This window comes from Xanthobacter tagetidis, assembly GCF_003667445.1.
Classification (GTDB): Bacteria; Pseudomonadota; Alphaproteobacteria; order Rhizobiales; family Xanthobacteraceae; genus Xanthobacter; species Xanthobacter tagetidis.
Window position 1 is genome coordinate 1 of record NZ_RCTF01000022.1, and the last position, 24,423, is coordinate 24,423.

General features: G+C 71.9%; 21 protein-coding genes and 1 riboswitch. Of the genes, 5 read left to right on the forward strand and 16 right to left on the reverse strand.

Annotation, left to right across the window (positions count from 1 at the left end):
• Window positions 1–351 precede the first annotated feature (351 nt).
• Window positions 352–1,206 carry a MipA/OmpV family protein gene (locus D9R14_RS20035; RefSeq protein WP_121625133.1) on the reverse strand — a complete coding sequence of 285 codons (855 nt, stop codon included), beginning with the start codon at window positions 1,204–1,206 and terminating at the stop codon, window positions 352–354.
• A gap of 118 nt (window positions 1,207–1,324) precedes the next feature.
• Window positions 1,325–2,725, reverse strand: a complete 1,401-nt coding sequence (locus tag D9R14_RS20040) for a hypothetical protein (protein WP_121625134.1) — start codon at window positions 2,723–2,725, stop codon at window positions 1,325–1,327.
• A 189-nt stretch (window positions 2,726–2,914) separates the two neighbouring features.
• Between D9R14_RS20040 and D9R14_RS20045 the strand changes: the two genes are divergently transcribed.
• From D9R14_RS20045 to D9R14_RS20055, 3 genes are read left to right on the forward strand one after another with little or no spacing between them, the layout of a single operon-like run.
• The gene (locus D9R14_RS20045) at window positions 2,915–3,436 is read left to right on the forward strand and encodes a SixA phosphatase family protein (RefSeq protein ID WP_121625135.1); all 522 of its coding nucleotides are present in this window, start codon (window positions 2,915–2,917) and stop codon (window positions 3,434–3,436) included.
• A 2-nt stretch (window positions 3,437–3,438) separates the two neighbouring features.
• Window positions 3,439–4,896, forward strand: coding sequence for a YcjX family GTP-binding protein (locus D9R14_RS20050; RefSeq protein ID WP_121625136.1), 1,458 nt, complete (start codon window positions 3,439–3,441; stop codon window positions 4,894–4,896).
• A gap of 32 nt (window positions 4,897–4,928) precedes the next feature.
• Window positions 4,929–6,005 (forward strand): YcjF family protein, encoded by a 1,077-nt coding sequence (locus tag D9R14_RS20055; RefSeq protein ID WP_121625137.1) that lies wholly within the window; start codon window positions 4,929–4,931, stop codon window positions 6,003–6,005.
• Here the strand turns inward: D9R14_RS20055 and D9R14_RS20060 are convergent.
• The 4 genes from D9R14_RS20060 to D9R14_RS20075 form a co-directional block, all read right to left on the reverse strand.
• On the reverse strand, window positions 5,994–6,647 hold the full coding sequence (locus D9R14_RS20060) for a hypothetical protein (protein WP_121625138.1): 654 nt from the start codon (window positions 6,645–6,647) through the stop codon (window positions 5,994–5,996). The genes D9R14_RS20055 and D9R14_RS20060 overlap by 12 nt on opposite strands.
• Entirely contained in the window at window positions 6,644–7,816 is a 1,173-nt protein-coding gene (locus tag D9R14_RS20065) for a vWA domain-containing protein (RefSeq protein WP_121625139.1), read from the reverse strand. Before D9R14_RS20065 ends, D9R14_RS20060 begins: the two co-directional genes overlap by 4 nt.
• Before the next feature lie 457 nt (window positions 7,817–8,273).
• On the reverse strand, window positions 8,274–9,458 hold the full coding sequence (locus D9R14_RS20070; RefSeq protein WP_121625140.1) for a polysaccharide biosynthesis/export family protein: 1,185 nt from the start codon (window positions 9,456–9,458) through the stop codon (window positions 8,274–8,276).
• A 414-nt stretch (window positions 9,459–9,872) separates the two neighbouring features.
• Entirely contained in the window at window positions 9,873–10,637 is a 765-nt protein-coding gene (locus tag D9R14_RS20075) for a metallophosphoesterase family protein (RefSeq protein WP_121625141.1), read from the reverse strand.
• A 211-nt stretch (window positions 10,638–10,848) separates the two neighbouring features.
• Between D9R14_RS20075 and cbiB the strand changes: the two genes are divergently transcribed.
• The gene (cbiB, locus tag D9R14_RS20080; RefSeq protein WP_121625142.1) at window positions 10,849–11,820 is read left to right on the forward strand and encodes an adenosylcobinamide-phosphate synthase CbiB; all 972 of its coding nucleotides are present in this window, start codon (window positions 10,849–10,851) and stop codon (window positions 11,818–11,820) included.
• A gap of 32 nt (window positions 11,821–11,852) precedes the next feature.
• Here cbiB and D9R14_RS20085 read toward each other — a convergent pair whose 3' ends face one another.
• The 10 genes from D9R14_RS20085 to D9R14_RS20130 all read right to left on the reverse strand — a co-directional run bounded on the left by D9R14_RS20085 (window position 11,853) and on the right by D9R14_RS20130 (window position 21,670).
• Complete coding sequence (locus D9R14_RS20085) at window positions 11,853–13,292, reverse strand: cobyric acid synthase (protein WP_121625219.1); 1,440 nt, start codon at window positions 13,290–13,292, stop codon at window positions 11,853–11,855.
• Between the two features lie 21 nt (window positions 13,293–13,313).
• Window positions 13,314–13,943, reverse strand: coding sequence for a cob(I)yrinic acid a,c-diamide adenosyltransferase (gene cobO / locus D9R14_RS20090; RefSeq protein ID WP_121625143.1), 630 nt, complete (start codon window positions 13,941–13,943; stop codon window positions 13,314–13,316).
• Window positions 13,940–14,476, reverse strand: coding sequence for a bifunctional adenosylcobinamide kinase/adenosylcobinamide-phosphate guanylyltransferase (gene cobU, locus D9R14_RS20095; RefSeq protein ID WP_245420914.1), 537 nt, complete (start codon window positions 14,474–14,476; stop codon window positions 13,940–13,942). The genes cobO and cobU overlap by 4 nt, the downstream gene beginning before the upstream one ends.
• 1 nt (window position 14,477) lies before the next feature.
• Complete coding sequence (locus D9R14_RS20100; protein WP_121625145.1) at window positions 14,478–15,110, reverse strand: HupE/UreJ family protein; 633 nt, start codon at window positions 15,108–15,110, stop codon at window positions 14,478–14,480.
• A 47-nt stretch (window positions 15,111–15,157) separates the two neighbouring features.
• Window positions 15,158–15,358: riboswitch (cobalamin riboswitch) on the reverse strand.
• A 138-nt stretch (window positions 15,359–15,496) separates the two neighbouring features.
• Window positions 15,497–16,936: a D-glycero-beta-D-manno-heptose-7-phosphate kinase gene (gene rfaE1, locus D9R14_RS20105; protein WP_121625146.1), complete on the reverse strand. Its 1,440-nt coding sequence runs from the start codon at window positions 16,934–16,936 to the stop codon at window positions 15,497–15,499.
• Window positions 16,937–16,960: 24 nt separating this feature from the next.
• Complete coding sequence (rfaD, locus tag D9R14_RS20110) at window positions 16,961–17,947, reverse strand: ADP-glyceromanno-heptose 6-epimerase (protein ID WP_170168692.1); 987 nt, start codon at window positions 17,945–17,947, stop codon at window positions 16,961–16,963.
• Window positions 17,948–18,058: 111 nt separating this feature from the next.
• Window positions 18,059–19,078, reverse strand: a complete 1,020-nt coding sequence (gene waaC / locus D9R14_RS20115; protein ID WP_121625148.1) for a lipopolysaccharide heptosyltransferase I — start codon at window positions 19,076–19,078, stop codon at window positions 18,059–18,061.
• Window positions 19,075–20,097: a lipopolysaccharide heptosyltransferase II gene (gene waaF / locus D9R14_RS20120; protein WP_121625149.1), complete on the reverse strand. Its 1,023-nt coding sequence runs from the start codon at window positions 20,095–20,097 to the stop codon at window positions 19,075–19,077. The genes waaC and waaF overlap by 4 nt, the downstream gene beginning before the upstream one ends.
• A 351-nt stretch (window positions 20,098–20,448) precedes the next feature.
• Window positions 20,449–20,922 (reverse strand): phasin, encoded by a 474-nt coding sequence (locus D9R14_RS20125; protein WP_121625150.1) that lies wholly within the window; start codon window positions 20,920–20,922, stop codon window positions 20,449–20,451.
• A gap of 208 nt (window positions 20,923–21,130) precedes the next feature.
• Window positions 21,131–21,670, reverse strand: a complete 540-nt coding sequence (locus D9R14_RS20130) for a phasin family protein (RefSeq protein ID WP_121625151.1) — start codon at window positions 21,668–21,670, stop codon at window positions 21,131–21,133.
• Between the two features lie 212 nt (window positions 21,671–21,882).
• On the opposite strand from D9R14_RS20130, the gene D9R14_RS20135 reads away from it, so the two are divergent.
• The gene (locus D9R14_RS20135; RefSeq protein WP_121625152.1) at window positions 21,883–24,237 is read left to right on the forward strand and encodes a PAS domain-containing protein; all 2,355 of its coding nucleotides are present in this window, start codon (window positions 21,883–21,885) and stop codon (window positions 24,235–24,237) included.
• The last annotated feature ends 186 nt before the right edge of the window (window positions 24,238–24,423 follow it).

The following is a 24,423-nucleotide window of genomic DNA, read 5'->3' on the forward strand; positions in this document are numbered from 1 at the left end:
GAGCCGGTCCTTGGCCACGTCGATGCCGATGTTGAGAGCGTCCATCCGATCCCATCCTTGCGCAAGCGGGCTTCGCTTCGAGCGGCCCAAGCGACTGTTCGGGTTCGATGGAACGGCGGACGAGGACCCTTGCTCTCCCACGGGCTTGGGGTCCCTCAGGGGCACCGGTCTCCCGTCCGCCACCGCAACCGGGACTATACCCGATCCGGCAGAGCCATAGTTACAAGGGGTGCGCCGGGTAAAGGATCGAGCGCCTGCAACGCGGCGCGCCTGCGCCGCCCGCCGCCAGGGCGAACGCCGTCCTCAGGCGGCCGCGCGGCGGCTCACCACCAGGACGTCACCACCAGGACGTCACCACCAGGACTTGCCGATGTTGAAGGTGTAGCTGACCGAGACGCCGGCCATGAACTGGTTAGCGTCGCTGGTGAGCGGCGAGGACGCGGCGTCGCCCAGGAGGCGGCCGTAGCTGGCGAAGGCGCCGGTCTCGAAGCCGTTGCGGAAATTGTAGGTGAGCTGCGCGGTGGCGCCGACCAGGTCGAACCCGGCGCCCGCCTTGTAGGCCGGCATGGGATTGCCGAGGAAGGTGGCGACCGCCGCCTGCTGCGGCGTGACGCCGAAGAAGGTCTCCATGTAGCCGGCGCCGCCATAGGTCAGGCGCGGGCCGATGGCGAAGCGCCACTGGCCGTAGGGCACGATCACGTCGGCGCCGAGCAGGCCGCGGACGGCCTCGAAGCCGCCGACGCCGTAGCGCAGTTCCGCGCGGGTGCGCAGCCAGTCGGTGACGTACCACTCGGCAAAGCCGCCGGCCTCCACCGAGGCGCCCACGTCGCCGAGGCCGGTGAGTCGCGACGAATCGCTGGCATTCCGCCCCCAGTCGATGCGGCCCACCGCGCCGACGCGGAAATTGCCGGTGTCGAAGAAGGCCAGCGACGGGTTGTCGTCGATGGAGCGGAACACGTTGAGCTGGCTCGCCTTGCGGACGGAGAAGATGAGGCCGGGACGAAAGGAGTAATTGTCTGCGCCGGGATAGCTCGGCTCGGCTGAGCCGGAGACGCCGATGGTCAGATACCAGTCCTCGTTCACCGACGGCGCCACGGGCGTCGCCGGCGGCGGCGAGAACATGTCGGCAGCCCCCGCGGCCCCGCCTGCTCCGGCGGTGAGCGCGGCGGCGAGCAGGACGGAACGCAGGCGGGGCAACGCAACCATGGGGGAAACCTCTGACAGAACCTGCGGCCATTCTGCGGCCGGCGGCTTTAGGAAGTCCCAAGACAAGCGCGCAGGCGCGGCGCGGCGGGACCGGAAAAGCCGTTGATGCAAAATGAGGTTAACGCTCTGCCGGGTCAACGCCGCCGGCACGATAGCCGGGCGGCGTTGCAGATCGGCCACGCGGGCGCCCCGCCGGCGGTGCCGGGCGCGGGGCGACGGCGGCCGGAACGGCTTCGGGCTGCGCCTCCCCGCCCCTCACCTCGGCGCGCGGCGCGGCCCGCACCGACAGTTGGGCGCGCCAGACGGCGGCCATGTCGGCAAGCGCCGCCAGGGTGCCGCGCGGCTCCAGGGCCAGGAAGGGCTGGAGCAGCGCCAGCCGGTCATCTCGGCCGCCGATCGCCTCGGCCACCAGGGCCGCCGTCAGCAAATGCGCGGACACCGGCTGGAGGCCGAGGCCGGCGATCACGTGGACGCCCTTGTCGATACGCCCGGCCACCGGCATTCCGTGCGGCGCCGAAAGGATGCGGTAGCCGCGCCCCTCCGGCCGGCCGGCCGGCCCGTCCGGCAGCAGGCCGCGCGCAGTACGAGACAGGATGCGCGCGGCACCTGCGGCGGTCCGCACGGGCAGCGCCGTCTCGACCGCGAGCACGAGCCCGCTCTCGTCCGCATGGTAGTCGATGCCGAGGCCGCCATATTCGCGCACCCGCCCGCCATAGGCCGGCGGCGCGCCGGCAAGCGGCACCCGGCCGGCGGCGAAATGGGTTGCCTTCAGCCCCGCCGCGAGGTGCGGCGCGCCCGCGCGCAGGATGGCGGTGCCGCACAGGATGACCTCGAACGCGCGGATGCGCAGGTTCGGCAGGTCGACATATTTGCGCAGGCCCTTCAGGTCGCAAGCGACCGCGCCGTCGGCGGCGATCTCCTGGATGCCCACCGAGGCGGCCGCCCGCGCGAGCGCTGCGGCCAGCGCCCCCGCCGGAATGCGCACCGCCGGCACGAGGCCGAGCGCCGCCACGAAGCTGCCGCTGCCGATCAGCCGTTCGAGGTCGGCGCCCGCCACGAGGCGCGCCGTGCCCGGCGCGATATGGGCGAGCAGTTCCTGCTCGTCGGCGAGACGGCCGGCCGCGTGCGGGCGCGCCGCCAGCAGCGCGCCCTTCGGCCCGAGCGGAACGCCAACCGCCTTGGCGAGATCGCGCCCCTGCGCCGCCGCCTCGCGCGACAGCGCCCACAGGGCGCCGGCATCGTCCTCGCCAATCCGGTGCACCAGCGCGCGGGCCGGCATGGCGAAGCCCGGCGCCAGCAGGTCGTCGAGCGGCAGCGCCGGGTCGGCGGGAACCGCGAGCCGCACCACCTCGCGCCCCGCCCCCGCCAGCCGGTGCGCCAGCGCCAAGGCGGCGAGGTCGGAGCCGACGACGACCACCTCGCAGTCGAGGATGCGCCGGCGGTCCGTGCCGCGCTCGGCGCCCGGCGCGCCGTTCGGGGATGCGCCCGTGCTCTTGGGGCGGGGCAGTATGCTGGTCATGGGGTCCTGCTTCGAACGGCGACTATGGGGCGATTCGGCGCCTGCGTGGCGCCCGATCGCGCGCCTTGTGGGACGCGGCTGTGGCGCCGCCGTGACGGGGCGGTGACGGGGCGCGCGCCGTCCGCTGGCTTGCGCGGCGCCCGCCGGCACCATAAGGGAGGGCCAGTCGTTCCTCGCCGGGACATCGCCATGCGCCGCCTCATGCTGTTGCGTCACGCCAAGTCCGACTGGCCCGATGGCGTCGCCGACCAGGAGCGGCCGCTCGCCGCCCGCGGCCGCGCCGACGCGCCGCGCATGGGCGCCTACATGGCGGCCGAGAACCTCATCCCCGACCGGGTGCTGGTCTCCCCCGCCCGCCGCACCCGCGAGACCTGGGAACTGGTGGGCGCCGCCCTGCCGCAGGTGGTGGACATGGCGAGCGAGCCACGGCTCTACGAGGCGAGCGCCGCGCGCCTTGTCGCGGTGCTGCGCGAGCAGCCGCGCGGCGCGCACACCCTGATGCTGGTGGGCCACAATCCCGGCCTCCAGGACCTCTCCGACCTGCTGGTGGCGTCCGGGCCGATCCGGCCGATCGAGCGCATGGCGGAGAAGTTCCCCACCGGCGCGCTGGCTGTGATCGACATTCCGGTGGATGACTGGGCGGAGCTGGCGCCCGCCTCCGGCCGGCTCGACCGCTTCGTCACGCCCCGCACCCTCGCCCCGGACAAATAGGCATGGCCGCCTGGAGCGACGCCATTGAGGGCGCGCGCATCGCCGTGATGTCGCTGGCCGACCGCATGGAGGGCCTCGCCCATCCCACGCTCCGGCTCGGCGTCACCGGCCTCTCCCGGGCGGGCAAGACGATCTTCACGACGGCGCTGATCCACGCCCTCACCAGAGGCGGGCGGCTGCCGGTGTTCGAAGCCGCCCAATCCGGCCGCATCGCCCGCGCCGTGCTGGAGCCGCAGCCCGACGACGCGGTGCCGCGCTTCGCCTATGAGGACCATCTCGCGACGCTGGCGCAGGAGCGTGCCTGGCCCTCCTCCACCACGCGGGTGAGCGAGCTGCGCATCCTGGTGCGCTATGCGAGCCCGCGCGGCGCCATGCGCTCGCTCACCCTCGACCTCGTGGACTATCCCGGCGAGTGGCTGCTCGATCTGCCGCTGCTGGACATGGATTTCGCCGCCTTCTCGCGCCAGAGCCTGGATCTGGCCCGCGCCCCCGCCCGCGCGGCGCTCGCCGGCCCCTATCTCGCAGCGCTGACGGCCGCCGACCCGACCCGGCCGGCGGACGAAAGCAAGGCGCGCGAATTGGCCGGTCTGTTTACCGCCTATCTCGCCGCCTGCCGCGCCGAGACCGTGGCCATGAGCCTGCTGCCGCCGGGCCGATTCCTGATGCCGGGCGAGCTGGAAGGCTCCCCCGCCCTCACCTTCGCCCCGCTCGACCCGCCGGAGCGCGCCTTCCCTTCGGGCTCGCTCGGGGTGATGATGGAACGCCGCTTCGAGGCCTATAAGAGCGCCGTGGTGCGCCCCTTCTTCCGCAACCACTTCGCCCGGCTCGACCGGCAGATCGTGCTGGTGGACGCGCTCGCCGCGCTCAATGCCGGGCCGGCGGCGCTCGCCGACCTCGAACGCGCGCTCGACGGTATCCTCGCCGCCTTCCGCACCGGGCGGAACAGCCTCGTCAGTGCGCTGTTCCGGCCGCGCATCGAAAAGGTGCTGTTCGCCGCCACCAAGGCCGACCACCTGCACCGCACAAGTCACGACCGGCTGGAGGCGATCCTCGCCCGTCTGGTGGACCGCGCCCGCGGCCGGGCGAGCGAGGGGGGCGCCGCGCTCGACGTGGTTGCGCTCGCCGCCATCCGCGCGACACGCGAGGCGCGGGTGACGCGCGGGGGCCACGAGCTGAGCGCCATCGTCGGCACTCCGGAGGCGGGCCAGGAGGCGGGCGGCCACGTGTTCGACGGCATCGAGGAGGTGGCGGTGTTCCCCGGCGAGCTGCCGGCGGACCCGGACGCGCTGTTCGACCCCTCCGGCGCCGGGTTCCGGGGCCTCGCCTCCGCCAGCGCCGAGGACGCCGACTTCCGCTTCCTGCGCTTCCGCCCGCCGGCCGGCATTGGCGCGGACAAGCCCATTCCCCATATTCGCCTGGACCGGGCGCTCCAGTTCCTGCTGGGCGACCGGTTCGGCTGACGGCTGCGCCGCGGCAAGGAACGGAAGGCCCCATGAGCCAGGATCACGGCGCCCGCCCCCCGGGGGCGGCCAAGCCCCAAGCGGCGCCCCACCCGGCGGCGCACACCGCCCAGCGGCGCCACCGGCCGCAGGTGTTCAAGCTCGACGAGGCCGAGGTCACGCTGGCGCCCGAGCCGATCGAGGCGGAGATCGCCGCCCTCGATTTGCCGGCCGAGGCGCGCCCGCGCCGCCGGGGCCTCTCCTGGAGCGGCCTGTTCTGGTCGGCCGTCGGCGGGCTCGCCAGCCTCGGCCTCTATCTCGCGATCAGCCGGCTGATCACCGACCTGTTCGCCCAGGCCGAATGGCTCGGCTATGTGGGCCTCGCCCTCGCGGGGCTTTTGGTGCTGGCCGCACTCATCATCGTCGGCCGCGAGGTGGCCGGCCTCTCGCGCCTGTCGAAGCTGGACGACATCCGCACCCGCGCCGCCGCCGCCATTGCCGCAGACGACCGGCCCGTGGCCGAGACGGTGGCGCGCGACATGCTGCGCCTCGCCGCCGAGAAGCCGACCCTGGCGCGCGCCCGCGCCGATCTCGACGGCCATATGAGCGGCATCATCGACGGCGCCGACCTGGTGCGCCTCACCGAGCGCACGCTGCTGCCGGCGCTGGATGCGCGGGCGCGGCAGATGGTGTCGGATGCGGCCAAGAGCGTTTCCGTGGTCACCGCCGTCTCGCCCAAGGCATTGATCGACCTCGCCTTCGTGCTGTTCACGGCGGCCCGGCTCGTGCGGTCGCTGGCGCTGCTCTATGGCGGACGGCCGGGTGCGCTCGGCATGCTGCGGCTCGCCGGCCACGTGGTGGGCCACCTCGCCATCACCGGCGGCATGGCGGCGGGCGATACGCTGGTGCAGCAGATCGTCGGCCAGGGGCTGGCCGCGCGGCTCTCCGCCCGTCTCGGCGAGGGAGTGGTGAACGGCCTCCTGACGGCCCGGCTCGGCCTCGCCGCCATCGCCGTGACCCGGCCCATGCCCTTCGCCGCTTTGCCCGCTCCCCGCCTTGCGGACGTCGCCACCGGCCTCCTGAAGAAGGCCGAGGAGGAGGAGGCGGCGGCGCCCGCCTCAACCCGGTAGCAGGCGCTCGGGCAAGGCGCGGGCGGTGTAGCGCACGGGGCGGTTGCGGGCGATCATCTCCACCGTGGGCCAGGCGACGAAGGCCGACACCACGGCGAGGAAGGCGGCGAAGTTCCATTGCCGGTCGATGAGGGCGATGCCGAAGATCGCCACCAGCCCGGCCAGCGTCGCGAAGCCCAGTACCGCCACCAGCCACCAGCGCAGCGCGGAGAAGCCGCCGCGATAGACCACCGGCGGCTGGCCGCGGAAGCCGCCCGCCGTCTCCAGATTTGCAAGGCGCTCATGCAGCGCGCGCACGAAGGCGGCATACTCGGTCCCCTGGTCCTTCACGCCGGTGATCGAGGTGCGCGAGGTGGAGCCGAGCTTGAGCTTCTCCCCGCCCCAGGTGCGGACCTCGGTCTCGTAGCTCGAATGGGCGAACTTGGCCGGATGGAAACGCAGCCGCACCCCCGCCACGTCGCGCAGCGAGAGCCGGCCCTCGCGCGGGCCGACGGCATAAGCCAGCGCGTCTCCGGTGAGCGTGACCCGCGTGCCCGGCCCGCCGAGGCGCGGCTGGTAGGCATAGGTCGCGTCGGCGCCCCACCACACGCGCTCGGCAGCCTGGGCGGGGCTCGGGCGGGCGTCCCGGATATCGGCGCTCACGTCAGCTCCCGCATGGCGCCATCCAGACCTTCGACGGTGAGCGGGAACATGCGGCCCTCCATGATATGGCGCACGAGGCGGATGGATTCGGTGTAGCCCCAATGGGCTTCCGGCACCGGATTAAGCCACACCGCCTTCTGGTAGGTCGAGAGCAGGCGGGAAAGCCATACCTTTCCCGGCTCGGCGTTGGAATGCTCCACCGAGCCGTTGGCCATGGTGATCTCGTAGGGGCTCATGGAGGCGTCGCCGACGAAGATCAGCTTGTAGTCGCCGCCATAGGTGTGGAGCACCTCGTGGAGCGGGGTGCGCTCGGCGGCGCGGCGGCGGTTGTCGCGCCACACGCTCTCATAGACGCAATTGTGGAAGTAATAGTGCTCCAGGTGCTTGAACTCGGAGCGCGCGGCCGAGAACAGCTCCTCGCACTGGGCGATGTGCCAGTCCATGGAGCCGCCCACGTCGAGGAACAGCAGCACCTTCACCGCATTGCGCCGCTCGGGGCGCAGGCGCACGTCGAGATAGCCCTGGCGGGCGGTCTCGCGGATGGTGCCGTCGAGGTCCAGCTCCTCCGCCGCGCCGATGCGGGCGAACTTCCTGAGGCGGCGCAGCGCCACCTTGATGTTGCGGGTGCCCAGCTCGACCTCGCCGTCGAGGTCGCGGAACTCGCGCTTGTCCCAGACCTTCACGGCGCGGAAGTTGCGGTTGCCGTCCTGGCCGATGCGGATGCCTTCCGGATTGTAGCCGTAGGCGCCGAACGGCGAGGTGCCGGCGGTGCCGACCCATTTGGAGCCACCCTGGTGGCGCCCCTTCTGCTCCTCCAGGCGCTGCTTGAGTGTCTCCAGCAGCTTGTCGAGGCCGCCCAGCGCCTCGATCTGGCGCTTCTCCTCTTCGGTGAGGTGCTTTTCGGCGAGCTTGCGCAGCCATTCCTCGGGGATGGCGTGCCCCTCCTCGCCGAGCGCCGCCTCCAGGCCTTTGAAGCACTGGCCGAAGACGCGGTCGAAGCGGTCGAGGTGGCGCTCGTCCTTCACGAGGCAGGCGCGGGCGAGAAAGTAGAAGGCGTCGACCTGGCGCTCGGCGAGGTCGGCGTCCATCGCCTCCATGAGGGTGAGATACTCCCGCACCGAGACCGGGACGCCGGCGGACTTCAGGGCCTCGAAGAAGGCGATGAACATGGCACCTCGTCGTGTCTGTCGGTCCTCACGGACAAAGCGGGCCGGCGCACGGCGAAAGCCGAGGTCCGCGGTCTTTCGCTCGCGCGAGCGCCCATCCTAACAGAAGCACGGACATGTCGCGCGGGAGGCACCCCGATCCATGCGGATCCGCAGATGAGTGCGGGTTCAAATGCCCGCCGCATCCACCGAACCGCCGTCATGCTCCGGCTTGACCGGAGCGTCCACCCACCCTGCCCGCCGTGCGCCCGGCTGGAGGATGGGCCCTCCGGTCGAGCCGAGGAGCGACGGTGGGGAGAAGGGTGGCTTCTGGGAAAGGGGCGACAGCGAGACGCAGGCCCGCCGCATTCCTCCAGATACCGCCGTCATGCGCTCGGCATGACCGTAGCATCCGAACAACCGCCCGGAACCCGGCCGGGCAGATACCGGGCCGGTGCCGAAGGTGTGTCCGAGACCCCTGTCAGGGCACCAGGACGTTCTGGGCGTCGCCGATCTCGCGGGCCGTGGTGGCGGCGAGGAGCACGATCTGCAGGAACTTGGCGAGGTCGACCGCGCCAGCGTTCGAGATATAGATGATGTCCTTGTCGCGCATATAGACCTTGGACGCGAGCAGGAAGCCGGTGGGATCGCCGAGATTGACCGTGTAGATGGTCGGCACGCGGCCAGCTCCCGGGGGCACGTCGCTCACGTCCACGCCCATGCGCTCCAGCGTGCTGCGCGCCTCCATGCGGAACATGAAGACCGACTGCGGATCGGCCTGACCGTCCGAAAGGCCGCCGGCCTTGGCGAGCGCCTGGCTGAGCGTGACGGTGTCGTCGCCGAACGCGAACTCGCCCTGCGCTCCGGAGGCGCCGAACGCCAGGAACTTGCGGGCGCGGGCATAGATGTAGATCGTGTCGCCCGGCTGCAGATAGACGTTGTTGGCCGGCTCGCGGATCAGGCGGTTGAAGCTGATCGTCCCCTCGCGGCCATTGCGCTGCAGGGTCAGGAAGGTGTCGTAGCCCTTGTTGGCCAACGATCCGGCCTGGCCCACCGCGTCGAGAACACGTTCTCCGGTGGAGCGGAGCGGGAACTTGATGGAGCCGCTGGTTTCGCCGATCACCGTCACCCAGGACGAACGCTGCTGCGTCACGGACACCACCGCCTGGGGCTCGATGGCGCGGTTGCGCAGCCGCTCGACGATCTCCGCCTCGATCTGCGCCGGCTCGCGGCCGACGGCCTTGATCAGGCCGGCATACGGGACCGAGATGTTGCCGTTGTTGTCCACCGTCTGGCGGGGAATGTCGACGAAGTTGCCGGCGCGGGAGGCGGCCTCGGCGGGGATGAAGAGGCCGCCGGACGACGCTTCGAAGATGCTGACCGCGACTTCGTCGCCCATGCCCACCTTCACGCGGGGCGGCGGGCGCTGGTCGCCGCGGAAAGTACCGATAAGGCCTTCACGCTCCTGGAAGGAGAGTACGCGAACCGCTTCCGCGCCCATCGGCACGAGCTTGTAGTTGAAGCCGTCCGTATCCTTCCGGTTGTTCTGGATTTCGCTGGTATAGGGACCCGAGGCGGGGAGGAAGTTGCATCCGGCAAGCGCGCCGAGCGCGGCGAGACTGCCCGCCGTTGCGCATAGACGCAAAATGTCCCGAAGCTTCGACACAGCCCACCCCTCTTTCGGTCCGTAAAGGCTAGTAGCACGGGCGTCCGAACTCGAACATCGACCGGGGGTTTCGGGGGTCGGCGGTGGGACGATTGGATAGCGCCTGTGCCCGGAATGCAACAGGTCGCCACGATCTTAACGTTCCATGATACCTCACCTCTACTCGTTAACCTTTTGTTAATAAATTGGCGCCCGTCAGAAACCCGCGAATCTCGTCGCCACAACGATTCTCGCGGCATTGCCGTAGCGGAAAGTGATGTCGGGTTAAGGCCTTGGGGCGGGCGGGATCATTCCGTCGGGCCGGTGCGCCCGGCGCCTCTCCGACGCCCAGGCGACATCACGCCCGAACGGCGCGCACGGTCCCCCATGGCGGCTCAAGGACCGCACGGGCGGGGGCGAGCGGCGCGGGGTCCCTCAGGTGGAAATCAGGAACCGGTCGACACCCTCAAGCACGAGGCAGGTGAGGTGTCCGGTCGCGTAGGCGCCGGTGTCGATGTTGATCCGGTTGCTGAGAACCTCGGCGCTGGGGATGGGCGTGTGCCCATGCACCACCAGATGGCCGAAGGAATGCGGGTAATCCAAGAACTCGCGGCGGATCCACAGCATGTCGCTGCGGCTCTGGGCCGCCAGGCTCACGCCCGGCCGGAGGCCGGCATGCACGAACAGATAGTCGCCGCACACATAGGTCGTGGGCAATTGGCGCAGGAAGTCCACATGGTCGACCCGCATGCCGGCACGCCACTCGGTCCACAGCTGCGACTGGTCGAGCATGCCGGAGGGCTGCACATAGGAGAACACGGTCTCCACTCCGCCGAGGCGCAGCCAGTTCGCGAACGCCTCCTGGGAGGTGAGCGCGTCCAGCATGATCTCCTCGTGGTTGCCGGCGAGGCAGATCGCGTTGCGGGTGCGCACGCGCTCCATGAGCACGTCGATGACGCCGGCCGACTGGGGGCCGCGGTCTACGTAGTCCCCGAGATAGACCTCGATGCACTGAGGGCCGGGGTGAAGCTCGATATCCTCGTCGATCGCCTCGTGGAGCGTGGTCAGCAGGTCGAGGCGACCATGGATGTCGCCCACCGCATAAACCCGCAGATTGTCCGGAATCATGGGCACAGTCGGCTCTCGAATATCCTCGGCCTGCCAGCCGGAGCGGGATTTCAGGAGAGAATTGACCGCCATGTCGTACTCCCAGGGCCGCACTGAACGGCCGAGCCTGGAAATGCTAACATCGTTTCCGCGTGTGTTGCCAAGAGATTGTTGCAACGCACCATTCGGAACCGGTGATTGGCGGTATCTTCCTGGGGTGACTCACAGGGGTTTGATCGACACGGTTAGTTCGCCGCAAATTGCGGCGCTGTCCAGGCCAAGGTGCCGGCGCGCGGGGTGGGGAATGGCATTCGAGATTGCGGCGCTCGCTATGGTGATCGAGCTTCTGGTCGGGTACCCCGACTGGCTGGTGCGCCGGATCGGCCATCCGGTGATGTGGATCGGCCGGCTGATCGGGCTGCTCGACCGCGCGCTCAACAGCGAGAGCCTGCCCGAAGAGCGCCGGCGCAAGCGCGGCGTCGTCGCCATCGGCTTCGTCGTCCTCGCCGCCGCGCTGCCCGCACTGCTGCTGCAGCTCGCGCTCGCCGGCAGCGCCCTCGGCCTCCTCCTGCTCGCACTCATGGGCAGCACGCTGATCGCCCAGCGCTCGCTGCACCAGCATGTGGAGCGCGTCGCCGAGGCGCTGGAGGGCGGCGACCTCGCGCAGGCCCGCAGCGCCGTCAGCCACATCGTCGGGCGCGATCCGCAGACGCTGGACGCGCACGGCGTGGCGCGCGCCGCCATCGAGAGCCTCGCCGAAAACTTCTCCGACGGCGTGGTCGCTCCGGTGGTCTGGATGGCGGCAGCGGGCCTTCCCGGTGCCGCGGCCTACAAGGCGATAAACACCGCCGACAGCATGATCGGCCACCTCACGCCGCGCCATTCCGCCTTCGGCCGGGCCGCCGCCCGGCTCGACGACGCGGTGAACATGCCGGCCTCGCGCCTGTCCGGCTGGCTCCTGGTGGGTGCGGCCGCGCTCATGCCGGGCGCCTCTGCCGGCCTCGCGACCGAGGCGATGCGGCGCGACGCGCTGCGCCACCGCTCGCCCAATGCCGGTTGGCCCGAGGCCGCCATGGCCGGGGCGCTGGGGCTCAAGCTCAACGGCCCGAAGGTCTATGCCGGCGTGCCGACCGAGGATGCTTACATGGGCGACGGCCGCCGCGAAGCGGGCGCCGCGGACGTGAGGCGCGCGCTCGCGCTCTACCGCCGGGCGGACGGCATGCTGATCGCCCTGATCCTTCTCGGCGCGATCGTGCAGACGGTGCTGTTCAGCTGATTGCGTCCCCCCGCGCCGCATGCCGCGCGCTGTCAGCGGGCGGCAGCCAGCAAGGCGTCGAGGTCGAGATGGGCGGCGAGGTGGGCCGCGAGGGCGTCCAGCGCGGCGTCGACCCGCGCCTCGAAGTTTGCGCCGTCCGCTGCCGCTCCGATGTGCGCGAGGAAGGCCGACCGGAAGGCATCCGCGGCGAACAGGCCGTGCAGATAGGTGCCGGCGATGCGCCCGTCCGCCGAGGTCGCACCCTCCCCTGCCCCGCCCTCCAGCCGCGCGAAGGGGCGCGCCGTGTCTGGGCCGGTGGTGACACCCATGTGCATCTCGTAGCCGCGCACCGGCGCGCCGAGCGCCGTGCCCGCCACCTCCACCAGCCGCTTCTCGCCGGAAAGCACCGTGTGCACGTCCAGGAGGCCCAGGCCGCGGGCGATCCGCGCCTCGCCCTCGACGCCCTCCAGATCGGCGATGGTCCGGCCCAGCATCTGGTAGCCGCCGCACAGGCCGAGCACCCGCCCGCCGCGCCGGGCGAAGGCGAGGATGTCGTGGTGCAGCCCGCCTGCCTTGAGCGCCGCAAGGTCGGCGAGCGTGGACTTCGAGCCCAGCAGCAGCACCAGGTCGGCATCCGGCGGCAGGCATTCATGCGGGCGCAGGCGGCGCACCTCGATGTCCGGCTCGGCGTCGAGCGGGTCGAGATCGTCGAAGTTCGACACGTGGGGCAGGATCGGCACGCACACGCGCCGCCGCGCGCCCGCCTTGGCGGGCGGCGGGGCGGCAAGCGCCAGCGCGTCCTCGGCCGGAAGCCGCACGGCATCGGCAAAATGCGGCACGAGGCCGAAGGGCCGCCAGCCGGTCAGCTCGGCGATGCGCGCCATGCCGTCGGCGAACAGCGCCGGATCGCCCCGGAAGCGGTTGACGATGAAGCCTGAGATCAGCGCCGCATCGGCCGGATCGATCACCGCCTTGGTGCCGACCAGGCTGGCGATGACGCCGCCCCGGTCGATGTCCCCGATCAGTACCACCGGCACGCCCGCGGCCTGGGCGAAGCCCATATTGGCGATGTCGTTGGCGCGCAGGTTCACCTCGGAGGCGCTGCCCGCGCCCTCCACGAGAACGAGGTCGGCCTCGGCCTTCAGCCGCGCGAAGCTGTCCAGCACCTGCGGCATCAATTGCGGCTTCAGCGACTGGTAGGCTGCCGCGCGTGCGGTGGCGAACACCTTGCCCTGCACCACCACCTGGGCGCCGGTCTCCCCCTGGGGCTTCAGCAGCACCGGGTTCATGTGCACCGAGAGCGGAACCCGAGCCGCCCGCGCCTGGAGCGCCTGGGCGCGGCCGATCTCGCCGCCGTCCGCCGTCACCGCGGCGTTGTTCGACATGTTCTGCGGCTTGAACGGGCGCACGGCGAGGCCCCGGTTCGCGAAGGCGCGCGCCAGCCCCGCCACCAGCAGCGACTTGCCCACATCCGAGCCGGTGCCCTGGAACATGAGCGCGCGCGCCGCCACGGGCTAGAACTCGATGCCCGGCTGCGCCTTCACCCCGGCGGCGAAATGGTGCTTCACGAGGCCCATCTCGGTGACGAGGTCGGCCGCCGCGATCATCTCAGGCTTGGCGTTGCGGCCCGTCACGACCACGTGGAGGCCGGGCCGGCGCGCCGTCAGTGCGTCGATCACTTCGGAAAGATCGAGATAGTCGTAGCGCAGTGCGATGTTCAGTTCGTCCAGGACAACAAGGCCGATGCTCTCGTCGGCCATCAGTTCGCGCGCCTTGGCGAAGGCGCGGGCGGCGGCGGCCCGGTCGCGGGCGAGGTCCTGCGTTTCCCAGGTGAAGCCCTCGCCCATGGTGTGCCAGGCGACGCGGTCGCCGAAGGCGGCGAACGCCTCCTGCTCGCCGGTGGACCAGGCGCCCTTGATGAACTGCACCACCCCCACGCGCCCGCCGCGCCCCAGCGTGCGCAGCGCGAGGCCGAAGGCGGCGGTGCTCTTGCCCTTGCCGGGGCCGGTATGGACCAGGAGCAGGCCCTTCTCGATGGTCTTGCCGGCCACCTCGGCGTCCTGCACCGCCTTGCGCTTCTCCATCTTGGCGCGGTGGCGCTCGGCTTCGCCGGTGGATGCGGGATCGGGGGTGAGATCGCTCATGGGGCGCCTCCCGGCGTCTTGAGATCGAGCGGCAGGCCGGCGACCACCAGCGTCACGCGGCCGGCGATCGCCGCGACTTGCTGGTTCAGCCGGCCAGCGGCGTCGCGGAAGCGCCGGGCAAGCGCGTTGTCCGGCACGATGCCGAAGCCCACCTCGTTCGAGACGCAGACCGTGAGGCCGGCCCGCGCCGCAAGCGCCGCCAGCAGGCGCTCCGCCTCGGCGTCGAGGTCATGGTCCGCCAGAAGATGGTTGGTGAGCCAGAGCGTCAGGCAGTCCACCAGCGCCGGCCGGCCATCCGGCAGAGCCGCCAGTGCGCCGGAGAGGTCGAGCGGGGCGTCCAGCGTCTCCCACCCCGCGCGGCGGCGGGCGCGATGGAGCGCGATGCGCGCCGCCATCTCGCCGTCGTGCGCCTCGGCGGTAGCGATATAGGCCCAGGGACCGGGCGCGGCCTCCACCAGCGCCTCGGCGAACCGGCTCTTGCCCGAGCGCGCTCCGCCGAGGATGAGGACGAGACCGCCCTCAGGCGTTGCCACCTCAGCCCGGAATGATCTGCCCGGCGAGCGCGGCGATGCCGATGCCTGCCACGGCGGCGCCGGCGAGGCGCGCATTGAGCGACACCGGGGCCTCCTTCACCGAGCGGGTGGCGAGCGCCACGCCCACGGCGATCACGCTCTGGATGATGACGAGGCCGACCAGATAGGCCACCAGAGGTGTCTGCTCCGCGCCGAAGATCGATTCGCCATAGGCATAGCCGTGGAACAGGCCGGCCACCGCGAACAGCGCGGCCCAGGCTGCCGGCGAAACCTTGGCGGCGCGCGCAAGCAGCACGCCGAGCAGCACCACCGAAGCCGCGACCACCAGTTCGGAGGCCGGCAGCGAGACGCCCGCCACGTGGATGGCGACGCCGATCGCCGAGGCGGCGACGAACAGGGCCGGCAGAGCGAGGTTCAGCCCGAACGCGCCCACCACCACGCCGATGCCGACGATGAAGGCCAGATGATCGAGGCCGATCACCGGATGGCCTAGACCGGAAAGCAGGCCCTGCGCGAAGGTGGACGGCATCTCGCCGCCCATCATGTGATGGGCCTGGGCCGGCGCGGAGGCCAGCACCGCCAGTGCGGCGGCGACAGATGCGGATACGGCGTGGAACGTCTTGGAACGTGACATCTTACCCCCTCGCCCTCCCACCGAGGGCGCCCTGGATGTGCCCGCGAGCGGGCGATGCGGCGGCGGCAGGTCTCCTGGCTTGCGGATCACCGCCCGCCCCGCGCCTTCCCGGATCGCTCCAGTGGCCCTTGCGGGGGGACTTTCCGCCTACAGTTGCGGGGGCAGCCGCGGCATAAGGCGACGAGCGCCCGCACCGCATTCCCTCTTTACGGCCCGCCGAAGCGGGCACCGACACCGGAAGCGACTATAGGGACGTCGTCCCGTGCACGGCAACTCGGCCGCGGGACTTTTTTGTGCGCCGCATGCAGAACGCCGCACGGCACGCCTTGGCCGGATCGACAGCCATCACCCAAGGCCCGCGGCTGGGAAGCACCGTCAGGCCGCGCCTACCCCTTCGCCTTCGCCACCAGCGCCGAGGTGGAGCGGCCCGCAACCAGCGGCACGAGGGCAACCCGGCCGCCATAGGCCTTCACCACGTCCGCCCCCACCACCTGGTCCTCGCGGTAGTCGGCCCCCTTCACCAGAACATCCGGCTTCAGCGTCTCGATGAGGCGCAGCGGCGTGTCCTCGTCGAACAGCACCACGAGATCGACGCAGCGCAGCGCGCCCATGACCCGGGCGCGCGCCGCCTCGTCCTGAACCGGGCGGCCCTCGCCCTTCAGCCGCTTCACCGAGGCGTCGGTATTGAGCGCCACCACCAGGCGGTCGCCCTCGCGCGCGGCCGCTTCCAGCAGCGCGACGTGGCCGGGGTGCATGAGATCGAAGCAGCCGTTGGTGAACACCACCCGCGCGCCCGCCGCGCGCCACTCGGCGAAGACGCGGGCCGCCTCGTCGGTTTCCAGCAGCGCGCCGGGCGGGATGCCGGGCGTGCCCGCCTCCTCCAGCGCCGCCAGAAGCTCTGCGCGGGTGACGACCGCGGTGCCGAGCTTGCCCACCGCCACCGCGGCGGCGGCATTGGCGAGATGGACGCAGGCTTCCAGCGGCTGGCCGGCGGAGAGCGCCACCGCCAGGGCGGCAAGCGCCGTGTCGCCGGCGCCGGAGACGTCGAACACCTCGCGCGCCTTGGCCGGAACGTGCAGCACCCGGCCGCCGCGCCGCCAGAGCGTCATGCCCTTCTCGGCGCGGGTGACGAGCACGTCCCCGCCGAACTGGGCCGATGCGGCCTCCGCCGCGCGGGCGGCTTCCGCGTCGGTGGTGTCGGGCAGGCCGGTGGCGGCGGCGAGTTCGCTGCGGTTGGGGGTGACGAGGCTGGCGCCGCGATAGGCCTCGAAGGTGCGCCTCTTGGGATCGACCACCACCGGCACGCCGGCCGCCTGGGCGGCGGCGATGGCAGCGGCGATCACGTTGTCCGAGAGCACGCCCTTGGCATAGTCGGACAGCACCACGACGCGGGCGCCGCGCACCGCCTCGGCCACCGCGCCGATCAGGGCCTCCAGCATCTGCGGCCCCGGCGGGGCGACCGTCTCGGCGTCGATGCGCACGATCTGCTGGCGCCCGCTCATGACGCGGGTCTTGGTGATGGTGGGCCGGCCGGGGTCGCGCACCAGGAGATCGAGCACGATGCCCGGATGGGCGGCGAGGGCCGCATTGAGCAGGTCCGCCTCGCGGTCGCGCCCGACGAGGCCCACCAGCGTCACCCGCGCGCCGAGCGCCGCCGCGTTCGCGGCGACGTTGGCGGCGCCGCCGGGGACGATGCGCTCGTCGCCATGCACGAGAACCGGCACCGGCGCCTCGGGCGAGATGCGCGAGACCGAGCCGGTGATGTAGCGGTCCACCATCACGTCGCCGATGACGACGATGGGACCGGGCGCGCCCTCAGGCACCATGGGGCATCCTTCCCTGCGCACCGGTCACGGCGTCGCCTCGTTGCGGCCGGAGAGATGGCCGGTCACGTAGGACGCGACGCCCTCCTCCAGCGAGGTGAAGGGGGCGGAATAGCCGGCCGCGCGCAGCTTCCCCATGTCCGCCTGGGTGAAATACTGGTAGGCGCCGCGCAGGTGCTCCGGCATGTCCACATAGGCGATGCGCGGCTCCCGGCCGAGCGCCGCGAACACCGCCCTGGCGAGATCCGCGAAGCTGCGCGCCTGCCCCGTGCCGACATTGAAGATGCCGCTCACCTGCGGGTTCTCCAGCAGCCACTGCACCACGGCGACGCAGTCGCGCACATGGATGAAGTCGCGCAACTGGCCGCCGTCGCCATAGGCCGGGTTGTGCGACTTGAACAGCGTCACGCTCTCCCCCGCCGCGGCGGCCGGGTGGATCTTGTGCACCACCGAGCGCATGTCGCCCTTGTGGGCCTCGCCGGGGCCATAGACGTTGAAGAAGCGCAGGCCCGCATATTGCGGCGGGCACGGCCGGCCGGCGCGCACGTCGGCCATGATGCGGCGGTCCACGAACAGCTTCGACCAGCCATAGGGATTGAGCGGCGCAAGGCGCGCCAGCGTGCCGTCGTCGTCCGCATCGGCGAAGCCTTCCGAACCGTCGCCATAGGTGGCGGCGGAGGAGGCGAAGACGAACGGCAGGCCCTTGGCCGCGCACTGCGCCCACAGATCGAGCGTCGCGCGGATGTTGCGGGCGACGATCTTGTCGCCGTCGCGCTCCGTGGTGGCGGAGATCGCGCCCATGTGGACGATGCCGCCGAGCCGGCCGCCCTCGCGCGCCACGAAGCTCTCGACCGCCTCGGGCCGGATCACGTCATCGAGCGGGATGTCCGCGATGTTGCGCCATTTCGGCCCGTCCTCCAGCCAGTCGGAGACCACCACGCGGCGGCCCTCCGCGGCGAGCGCGCGGGCGATGTTGGAGCCGATGAAACCGGCGCCGCCGGTCACCAGCATCAGGTCGCGGCCAGGGCCGCGGGAAAGCGTCATGGGGCTCGGCACCTCGCAATGGTGCCGCCGATGTGCCACGCCGCCTCGCCGCTTGTCCATAAGGGCGGCAGGGCGGGTGCCTCAATGCGGCGCCGACAGATCGCTCAGCGCCCGCCACACCGTCGCGGCCGCGAAGTCGGCGAGGCAGGGCGGACCCTCGATGGTGGCGGGGGCGATGCGGCAGCGGCCCTTCTCGCAGGGCGCGCAATCGCGCCGCGAGACCAGCTCGCGCACCCGCGCGCCTATGAGGCCGGTGAGGCGCGGATCGGTCGGCCCGTAGAGCCCGACCGTCGGCACGCCGAAGGCGGCGGCGAGGTGGCCGAGTCCGGTATCGACGCTCACCACGCCGGCAGCGGACGCGATGAGCGGAATGAGCGTTGCCAGCGGCTGGGGCGGCAGCGGCTCCACCGCCGGCCGGCCCTCGGCAATGGCAGCCGCCCGCGCCGCCTCGGCCGCGCCCTGGGTGAAGACCAGCGCCTGCATGCCGGCGGCCTGCGCCTCCCGCGCCAAGGCGCGCCAGCCGGCGACGGTCCAGGTCTTGGTGGGCCAGGTGGTGCCGTGCAGGAAGACGAGGTGCGGCGGGTCGCCCCCCGGCAGCGGCAGAGGCCGCAGCCCGGTGTCGAGCGGGCGTCCCTCCAGGGAATAGCCCAGCGCCGCGGCGAACAGCTTGCGGATGCGCTCCGCCATGTGCTCGACCTCGGGCACGCGGTGGCGGCCGTGATAGGCGATGGCGGCGAGCCCCTCGCGGGCGCTCTCGCGGTCGAAGCCGTGGCGCGGCCCCTGGGCGATCATCGACACGAGCGCGCTCTTCACCAGGCCCTGGGCGTCGATTACCACGTCATAGCGCCGGCCGGCGAGCGCGCGGCGGGTGGCCGCGGCCTCCCCGCCCGCGAGCGCGGCAAGCGGGCGCTTCTTCAGCCGCCGCAGCGGCACGGTGATGGTCTCGCGCACCGCGGGATGCAGCCGTGCGATGGGCGCGAACGCCTCCTCCACCGCCCAGTCCACCTCCAGGCCAGGCACGGCATGCATGGCGTCGGTCAAGGCGGGAAAGGTGTGGACCACGTCTCCGAGCGAGGAGAGCTTGACGACCAGCACCCTCATCGGGCGATGCGCTCGGCCGCCTCGAACACTTCGCCCGCGTCGATGCTCTCCAGGCAGGCCAGCGTGCCCAGCGGGCATTCGCGCTTCATGCACGGCCGGCAGGTCAGAGGACGCGAGATCACACGCGCGCCGGGCGAGGTGGGCGGCGTCATCTTCTCGGAGGAGGAGCCGAACACAGCCACCACGCGGCGGTCGAGCGCGCTCGCCACATGCATGAGACCGGAATCGTTGGTCACCACCACATTGGCCGCGGCGAGCACGGCCGCCGCCTCCATGAGGTTGGTGCGGCCGGTGAGGTCGTCGATGCCGGGCGCGGCGGCGGCGATCACCGCCCCGGCGGGCGCCTCCTTGGGCGAGCCCACCACGCGGACATGCCAGCCGGCGGCGACCGCGCGGGCAGCGAGCGCGGCGAACTTCTCGGCGGGCCAGCGCTTGGAGGGGCCGTATTCGGCACCGGGGCAGAGCGCCAGAACGGGCCCCTCCCCCGGCAGGGGAAATTTCGCGGCGGCGAGATCGGCCATCCCGTCGGGCAGGAACAGGCGCGGGCGCGGCGCGGGCGCGGGCGGCGTCCCCTCCGGCAGGCCGAGGGCGACGAAGCGGTCGATGGTGCGCGCGCTCTTGCGGTCGCGGTCGGGTCGCGCATCGGTCAGCAAAGGCGAGCGCATCTCGCCCTGGTAGCCGACGCGCTCAGGGATGCCGGCGGCGAACGGAACGATGGCGGCCTTGAACGCGCGCGGCAGGACGATGGCCTTGGAGTATCCCTCTTCCTTCAGCGCCCGGCCGGCCTTCCATCGCGCGACGAGGCCGAGTTCGCCATGGCCGAGGCCGAGGGGGATGGTGCGCCGCACGCCGCGGATCATGCGGGCGACCGGGAGGGCCGCCGCCGGGGCGATCACATCCACCGGACGGCCCGGCTCGCGCAGGCGCAGCACCTCGATGAGGCTCGCGGCCATGACCATGTCGCCCACCCAGGCGGGGCCCACGAGAAGAAGCGGCGAGACGGAACCGATGGCGCGCATGATCTGATCGCCGGGGAGCGCCCGGCCTGGAGGAGACCCCGTCTCCGGCGCCCACCCCGGGGGGCGCGGCGTGGACCTGTGTCCCGACCTTTTCAGCCATCCCGTCGCGGGCCGCTCGGCGGCGCGATCGGCCCGCAGTGCGAGCCGACCGGAACCTGCGCCAGGAGCGCCGCGCCCGTCAAGGGCGAGCGACGGGCCGCGCGCGATCCCAGTCGATTTCGGCCGCCGGCAGCAACCCTCCTGCCCGACGAGGACACCGTCCTGAAACCAAACCGCCGGCGCTTGCGGCGCCGGCGGTCGGTATCGAACCAGGATAAGGCCGCGCTTGCGGTACGCAGCGCAGGCCGGCCATCAGGCCGCCGGGCGCACCGACTTCTCGACCGTGCTCTTCAGGGGCTCGGAGGTGTCGGCCGCAACCTTCTGCGCCAGGGCCGAGAGATCCTTGGCCTGCGCCGACACGATCTCGAACTGCTTGCGCGCGTGGCCGGTGGACAGCTCCACCGCCTCCGCAAACGTCTTGGCCGACAGCAGCGCGTTGAAATAGTCGAACGAGGAATTCATGTTGGTCTGCAGCGCCTCGAGCATCTTCACGTTGAACGTGGAGACGCCCTTGCTGGCGGTGGTGCAGGTGTCCTCGATGGCCGCGTTCATCTGCTCGGCCGAAGACTTGATCTTGTCATAGTTGTCGCGGCAGGCGGAAAGGCCCTTCTCGGCGGCCTCGCGCATGGCCGGCGGCACCTCGAAGGCGGGCATGCCGTTGGCGGAGAAGGCCTTCTTGGCCGCGTCCAGTTGGTCCTGATAGGCCTTGATAAAGGTGTCGTTCATAGCATCCTCGGGTCGCTCGGGGGGCGGCTTTGGGAGGACGGGGGCGTGCGCGGGACGGGTGGCGCAGTCGACCGTCCGGCAAGCGAATGGCTCCACGCGACACGGCTCCGGGCACAGGCCCTGACCCCGGAACCGTTATAATCGAGGCCATCGTGCGGCGCAAAATCATTTTTGCGCCGCACAACATTTTAGGTATTTTAAAACCGCCTTACTGGCGGAGATTGGGGTCGACGGCCTGCTCGGTTGCGCTCTTGGCATCGCGCATGGCGGTCTCGCCCATGGACTTGAGATCCTGAGCCGCCTCCTGGGCATTCTGGGCCGCACTGGCGCTCAGCGCCTTCACCCGCTCCGCCAGGGCGCGGGCGTGCTCGTCGAGGGTGCGCACCGTGGTCTCGCCCAGCGCCTTGGCCTCGGCGCCGAGGCTTTTGGCCTGCTCGGCCACCGCCTGCATCTGGCTCGACAGGAACTCCGCCTGCAGGCTCATCATCTCCTGCGGGCTCTTGGCGGCCACCAGCTTGTGCAGAAAGTCGAAGCTCGCGGCGACGTTCGCCTCCATGAGGCCGATGGTCTTCTGGCGCAGGTCCTTCATGGAGGTGCGCATCTCCTCCAGCCGCCCCTCCCCGTCGCCCACCGCGTCGCGCGCGCTCTTGAACAGCGTTTCGAAGGCCTGGCGCGCCTGGGCCACGTTCTTCTCCGCGACGGCGCGCATCTCCGCGGGCAACTCCAAGTCCGGACCGATCTTCGTCATGGGCGTCACTCCTCGGGTTGGGGCCAGCGGCCGGCGGCCACGCGCCCTCGCGATCTTAGTATGCTCCGCCCACACCTCGGCAATATGAAAGAGGTCAAATCCGCCCGATTGCGGCGGCGTTAATCATTGCCCGCCACAATAGCCGGCCAAGCGTGCCCGGCGCCCAACTCAGCCCGGCAGGCAATCACGAAGGTATTCGCGGACCAAAGACGATGACGGAGACGAGATCACGTCCCCTTTACCTCGCCGGGCCGCGCCCTGACGCTCTGGCCGCGCCGTCGCCGCCCGCCTTCCTCGCGGATGCCGAGGGCAGGCGCGTGCTCGATGCGAACGCCGCGGCGATCCGGCTCGGCTTTGCGCCCGGCAGCGCGGCGGCGCCCGCCCTTGGGCCGCTTCTGCGCGCCATGGACCGCGCTCCAGCGCTCGCCCCGCTCGCGCGCCTGCGCCCGCCCTTGAGCCTCGGCACCCTCACATTCCGGCTGGTGCGCGCCGATGGCGGCGTGCTTGCGACCGCGCTCGACGCTGCGGCCCCGCCTCCGCCCGCCCCGGGACCCGAGGCGGCACCCATCAGCCCCGATCCGCCGCCGCTGCGCTTCACCTTCGAGGCGGACGCCGAGGGGCGCGTCCGTGACATCTCCGACGCGCTGGCGCACGCCCTCGGCCCGATGGCGGACCACCTGGTGGGCGCCACCTTCGCCGAGCTCGAGGCAAAGGACCTCGCCCGCGGGGCCGCCGCGGCGTCCACCGCCCTCTCCGGCGGAGCGAGCTTTACCGGCGCCCGCGTCACGCTCGCCGGCGATCCCCCATTGGAGCTCGAACTCGGCGCCGCGCCGGTGCTGGGCGCAGGCCTCAGCCGCGGCGCGATGCGCGGCTTCGGCATCGCCCGCCGCCGCCCGAGGCTGCATCTACCGCTGCCCGCGCCGTCCGAACCCGCGCCCGCCAAGCCGAAGGTGGTGCAGCTGCGCGGAGCCGGGGCGCTGTCCCCCGCCGAGCATTCGGCGTTCCGCGAGATCGCCCGCACGCTCGCCGCCGCAGTCGAGGACTGGCCCAAGGGCGACGAGAGCGCGGCGCCGCTGACGGGCGACGCGCCGTTCCTGTCGACGGAGCCGCCCGAGCCGGTGTTTGAGAGCACGCCGCCGGACAGCTTCGCCGCCGCCGAGGCGCTGCTCGACCGGCTGCCGGTTGGGCTGCTGGTGGAGCAGAACGGCGCGGCGATCCACGCCAACCGCGCCTTCCTGAAATGGACCGGCCATGCCGACCTTCCCGCCTTCCAGGAGGCCGGCGGGCTCGCCGCCGCTCTGGAGCGCGGTGCGGACGGCGTGCTGCGCCTCGTCACTCCCGAAGGCGAGCGCCTGCCGGTGACGGTGCGCCTGATGGCGGCCCCCTATGACGGTCGCAACGCGCTCCTGTACGTGGCCCGCCCGATCGAAGACGGGCCGCCGTCCGCCGACGCGCGCGCCGAGGCCCTCAGCCGGGCGCGGCGCGAGGCGCTCGATCTCGTTCCCTGGCCGGTGCTTCTGCTGGAAGAGGACGGACTGGTGATGTTCGCCAACCGGGCCGCGCTGGGCCTTCTGGAGCGGAGCGAGCCGGAGACCATCGGCACGCCCTTCCTGGCGCTGGTGGACGGCGACGACCGGGCTGCCGCGGCAGAAGCTCTGCGCGCCGCGATCGCCGCCGAGCCCGCCGCACCCGCCCCTCTCGATCTGACCATGCGCACGGGCGAAGCGGGCGGATCGCCCATGCGGGCCGCGCTGGCGCGCGGCGGGCGAGAGGACCGGCTGGTCTGCGTGGTGCTGGCGCCGCGGGCGGCCGCCGCCCCACCGCCGGAGGCGGACGTCGCGTCCGCCGCCGCGCCTGAATTGCCTGCCCTGCCGCCGGCCGCCCCCGAACTCGTCCCCGTCCGGCTCGCGTCCCTGGCGCGCCTGGTCTGCGAGCGTCTCGCGCCCGCCCTGGAGACCCTTCTGCCCGCCGAGGACGCTCCGCGCGAAGCCCCTGCCGTAGGCCTTGACGGCCAAACCCGTGCCGCGCTCACCACCCTGCGCAGCGAGCTGGACGACCTCAGCGGCCTCGCCGCGCCGGAGCCGCCGCCGCCCTCGATGTGCGACCTCGCGGCATTGACGCGCGAGGTGCTCGCCTTGCTGGAACCCGCCGCGCGCCGGCGCGGCGTGCGGCTGCGCGCCGATCTGCCGCCGACCGCCCCCGCGGCGGCGGATGCGCCGCGGCTCGCCCGTCTGCTGCGCCACCTCCTTGAGGATGCGCTCGCAGCCAGCCCCGAGGACGCCGCCATCGCCGTCGCCATCCTGCCCGCCCCGGAAGAGGCCGACGCCGTGGCGATCGAGATCGCCGACGGCGGCCCGGCCCTGGACGAGGTGGCGATGGCCCGCGCGCTGGACCCTCTGGCCCCTGGTGGCGCCGCGGACCGGCTGCCGCGACCGGACATCGGGCCGCTGCGCTTCGCCCGGCTGGCCCACGAGGCCGAAGCGCTCGGCGGCACGCTCACGCTGCGGCGCGGCCTGTCGTCCGGGATGGTGGCGCGCCTGCGCCTGCCCCAAACGCCGCGGATTTGACCTCGCCTGATCGCACGCCGGCCTATGAGCCTCGGACGTTCGAGGCCGCGAGCCGCGCATTCTGGCGGTTCATTGTGGCTGCGATTCACCGCTGCGGCTTCGTGGCCACTGCTTCACTTGCGCCTGCCCGCCTCCACCAAGGGAAACCGGCCGGGATCGGTCACAATGGAATTGCTTAAAAGTAGA

What these genes read in the sequence shown, in the direction of transcription:
- waaC (WP_121625148.1), bottom strand. Translation starts at nt 19,078, where the DNA reads ATGAGGGTGCTGGTCGTCAAGCTCTCCTCGCTCGGAGACGTGGTCCAC.
- cobO (WP_121625143.1), bottom strand. Translation starts at nt 13,943, where the DNA reads ATGAGCGATCTCACCCCCGATCCCGCATCCACCGGCGAAGCCGAGCGC.
- D9R14_RS20085 (WP_121625219.1), bottom strand. Translation starts at nt 13,292, where the DNA reads ATGTTCCAGGGCACCGGCTCGGATGTGGGCAAGTCGCTGCTGGTGGCG.
- D9R14_RS20135 (WP_121625152.1), top strand. Translation starts at nt 21,883, where the DNA reads ATGACGGAGACGAGATCACGTCCCCTTTACCTCGCCGGGCCGCGCCCT.
- D9R14_RS20130 (WP_121625151.1), bottom strand. Translation starts at nt 21,670, where the DNA reads ATGACGAAGATCGGTCCGGACTTGGAGTTGCCCGCGGAGATGCGCGCC.
- D9R14_RS20055 (WP_121625137.1), top strand. Translation starts at nt 4,929, where the DNA reads ATGAGCCAGGATCACGGCGCCCGCCCCCCGGGGGCGGCCAAGCCCCAA.
- D9R14_RS20100 (WP_121625145.1), bottom strand. Translation starts at nt 15,110, where the DNA reads ATGTCACGTTCCAAGACGTTCCACGCCGTATCCGCATCTGTCGCCGCC.
- D9R14_RS20075 (WP_121625141.1), bottom strand. Translation starts at nt 10,637, where the DNA reads ATGGCGGTCAATTCTCTCCTGAAATCCCGCTCCGGCTGGCAGGCCGAG.
- D9R14_RS20125 (WP_121625150.1), bottom strand. Translation starts at nt 20,922, where the DNA reads ATGAACGACACCTTTATCAAGGCCTATCAGGACCAACTGGACGCGGCC.
- D9R14_RS20065 (WP_121625139.1), bottom strand. Translation starts at nt 7,816, where the DNA reads ATGTTCATCGCCTTCTTCGAGGCCCTGAAGTCCGCCGGCGTCCCGGTC.
- D9R14_RS20035 (WP_121625133.1), bottom strand. Translation starts at nt 1,206, where the DNA reads ATGGTTGCGTTGCCCCGCCTGCGTTCCGTCCTGCTCGCCGCCGCGCTC.
- D9R14_RS20050 (WP_121625136.1), top strand. Translation starts at nt 3,439, where the DNA reads ATGGCCGCCTGGAGCGACGCCATTGAGGGCGCGCGCATCGCCGTGATG.
- waaF (WP_121625149.1), bottom strand. Translation starts at nt 20,097, where the DNA reads ATGCGCGCCATCGGTTCCGTCTCGCCGCTTCTTCTCGTGGGCCCCGCC.
- rfaE1 (WP_121625146.1), bottom strand. Translation starts at nt 16,936, where the DNA reads ATGGTGCCTGAGGGCGCGCCCGGTCCCATCGTCGTCATCGGCGACGTG.
- D9R14_RS20040 (WP_121625134.1), bottom strand. Translation starts at nt 2,725, where the DNA reads ATGACCAGCATACTGCCCCGCCCCAAGAGCACGGGCGCATCCCCGAAC.
- cbiB (WP_121625142.1), top strand. Translation starts at nt 10,849, where the DNA reads ATGGCATTCGAGATTGCGGCGCTCGCTATGGTGATCGAGCTTCTGGTC.
- D9R14_RS20045 (WP_121625135.1), top strand. Translation starts at nt 2,915, where the DNA reads ATGCGCCGCCTCATGCTGTTGCGTCACGCCAAGTCCGACTGGCCCGAT.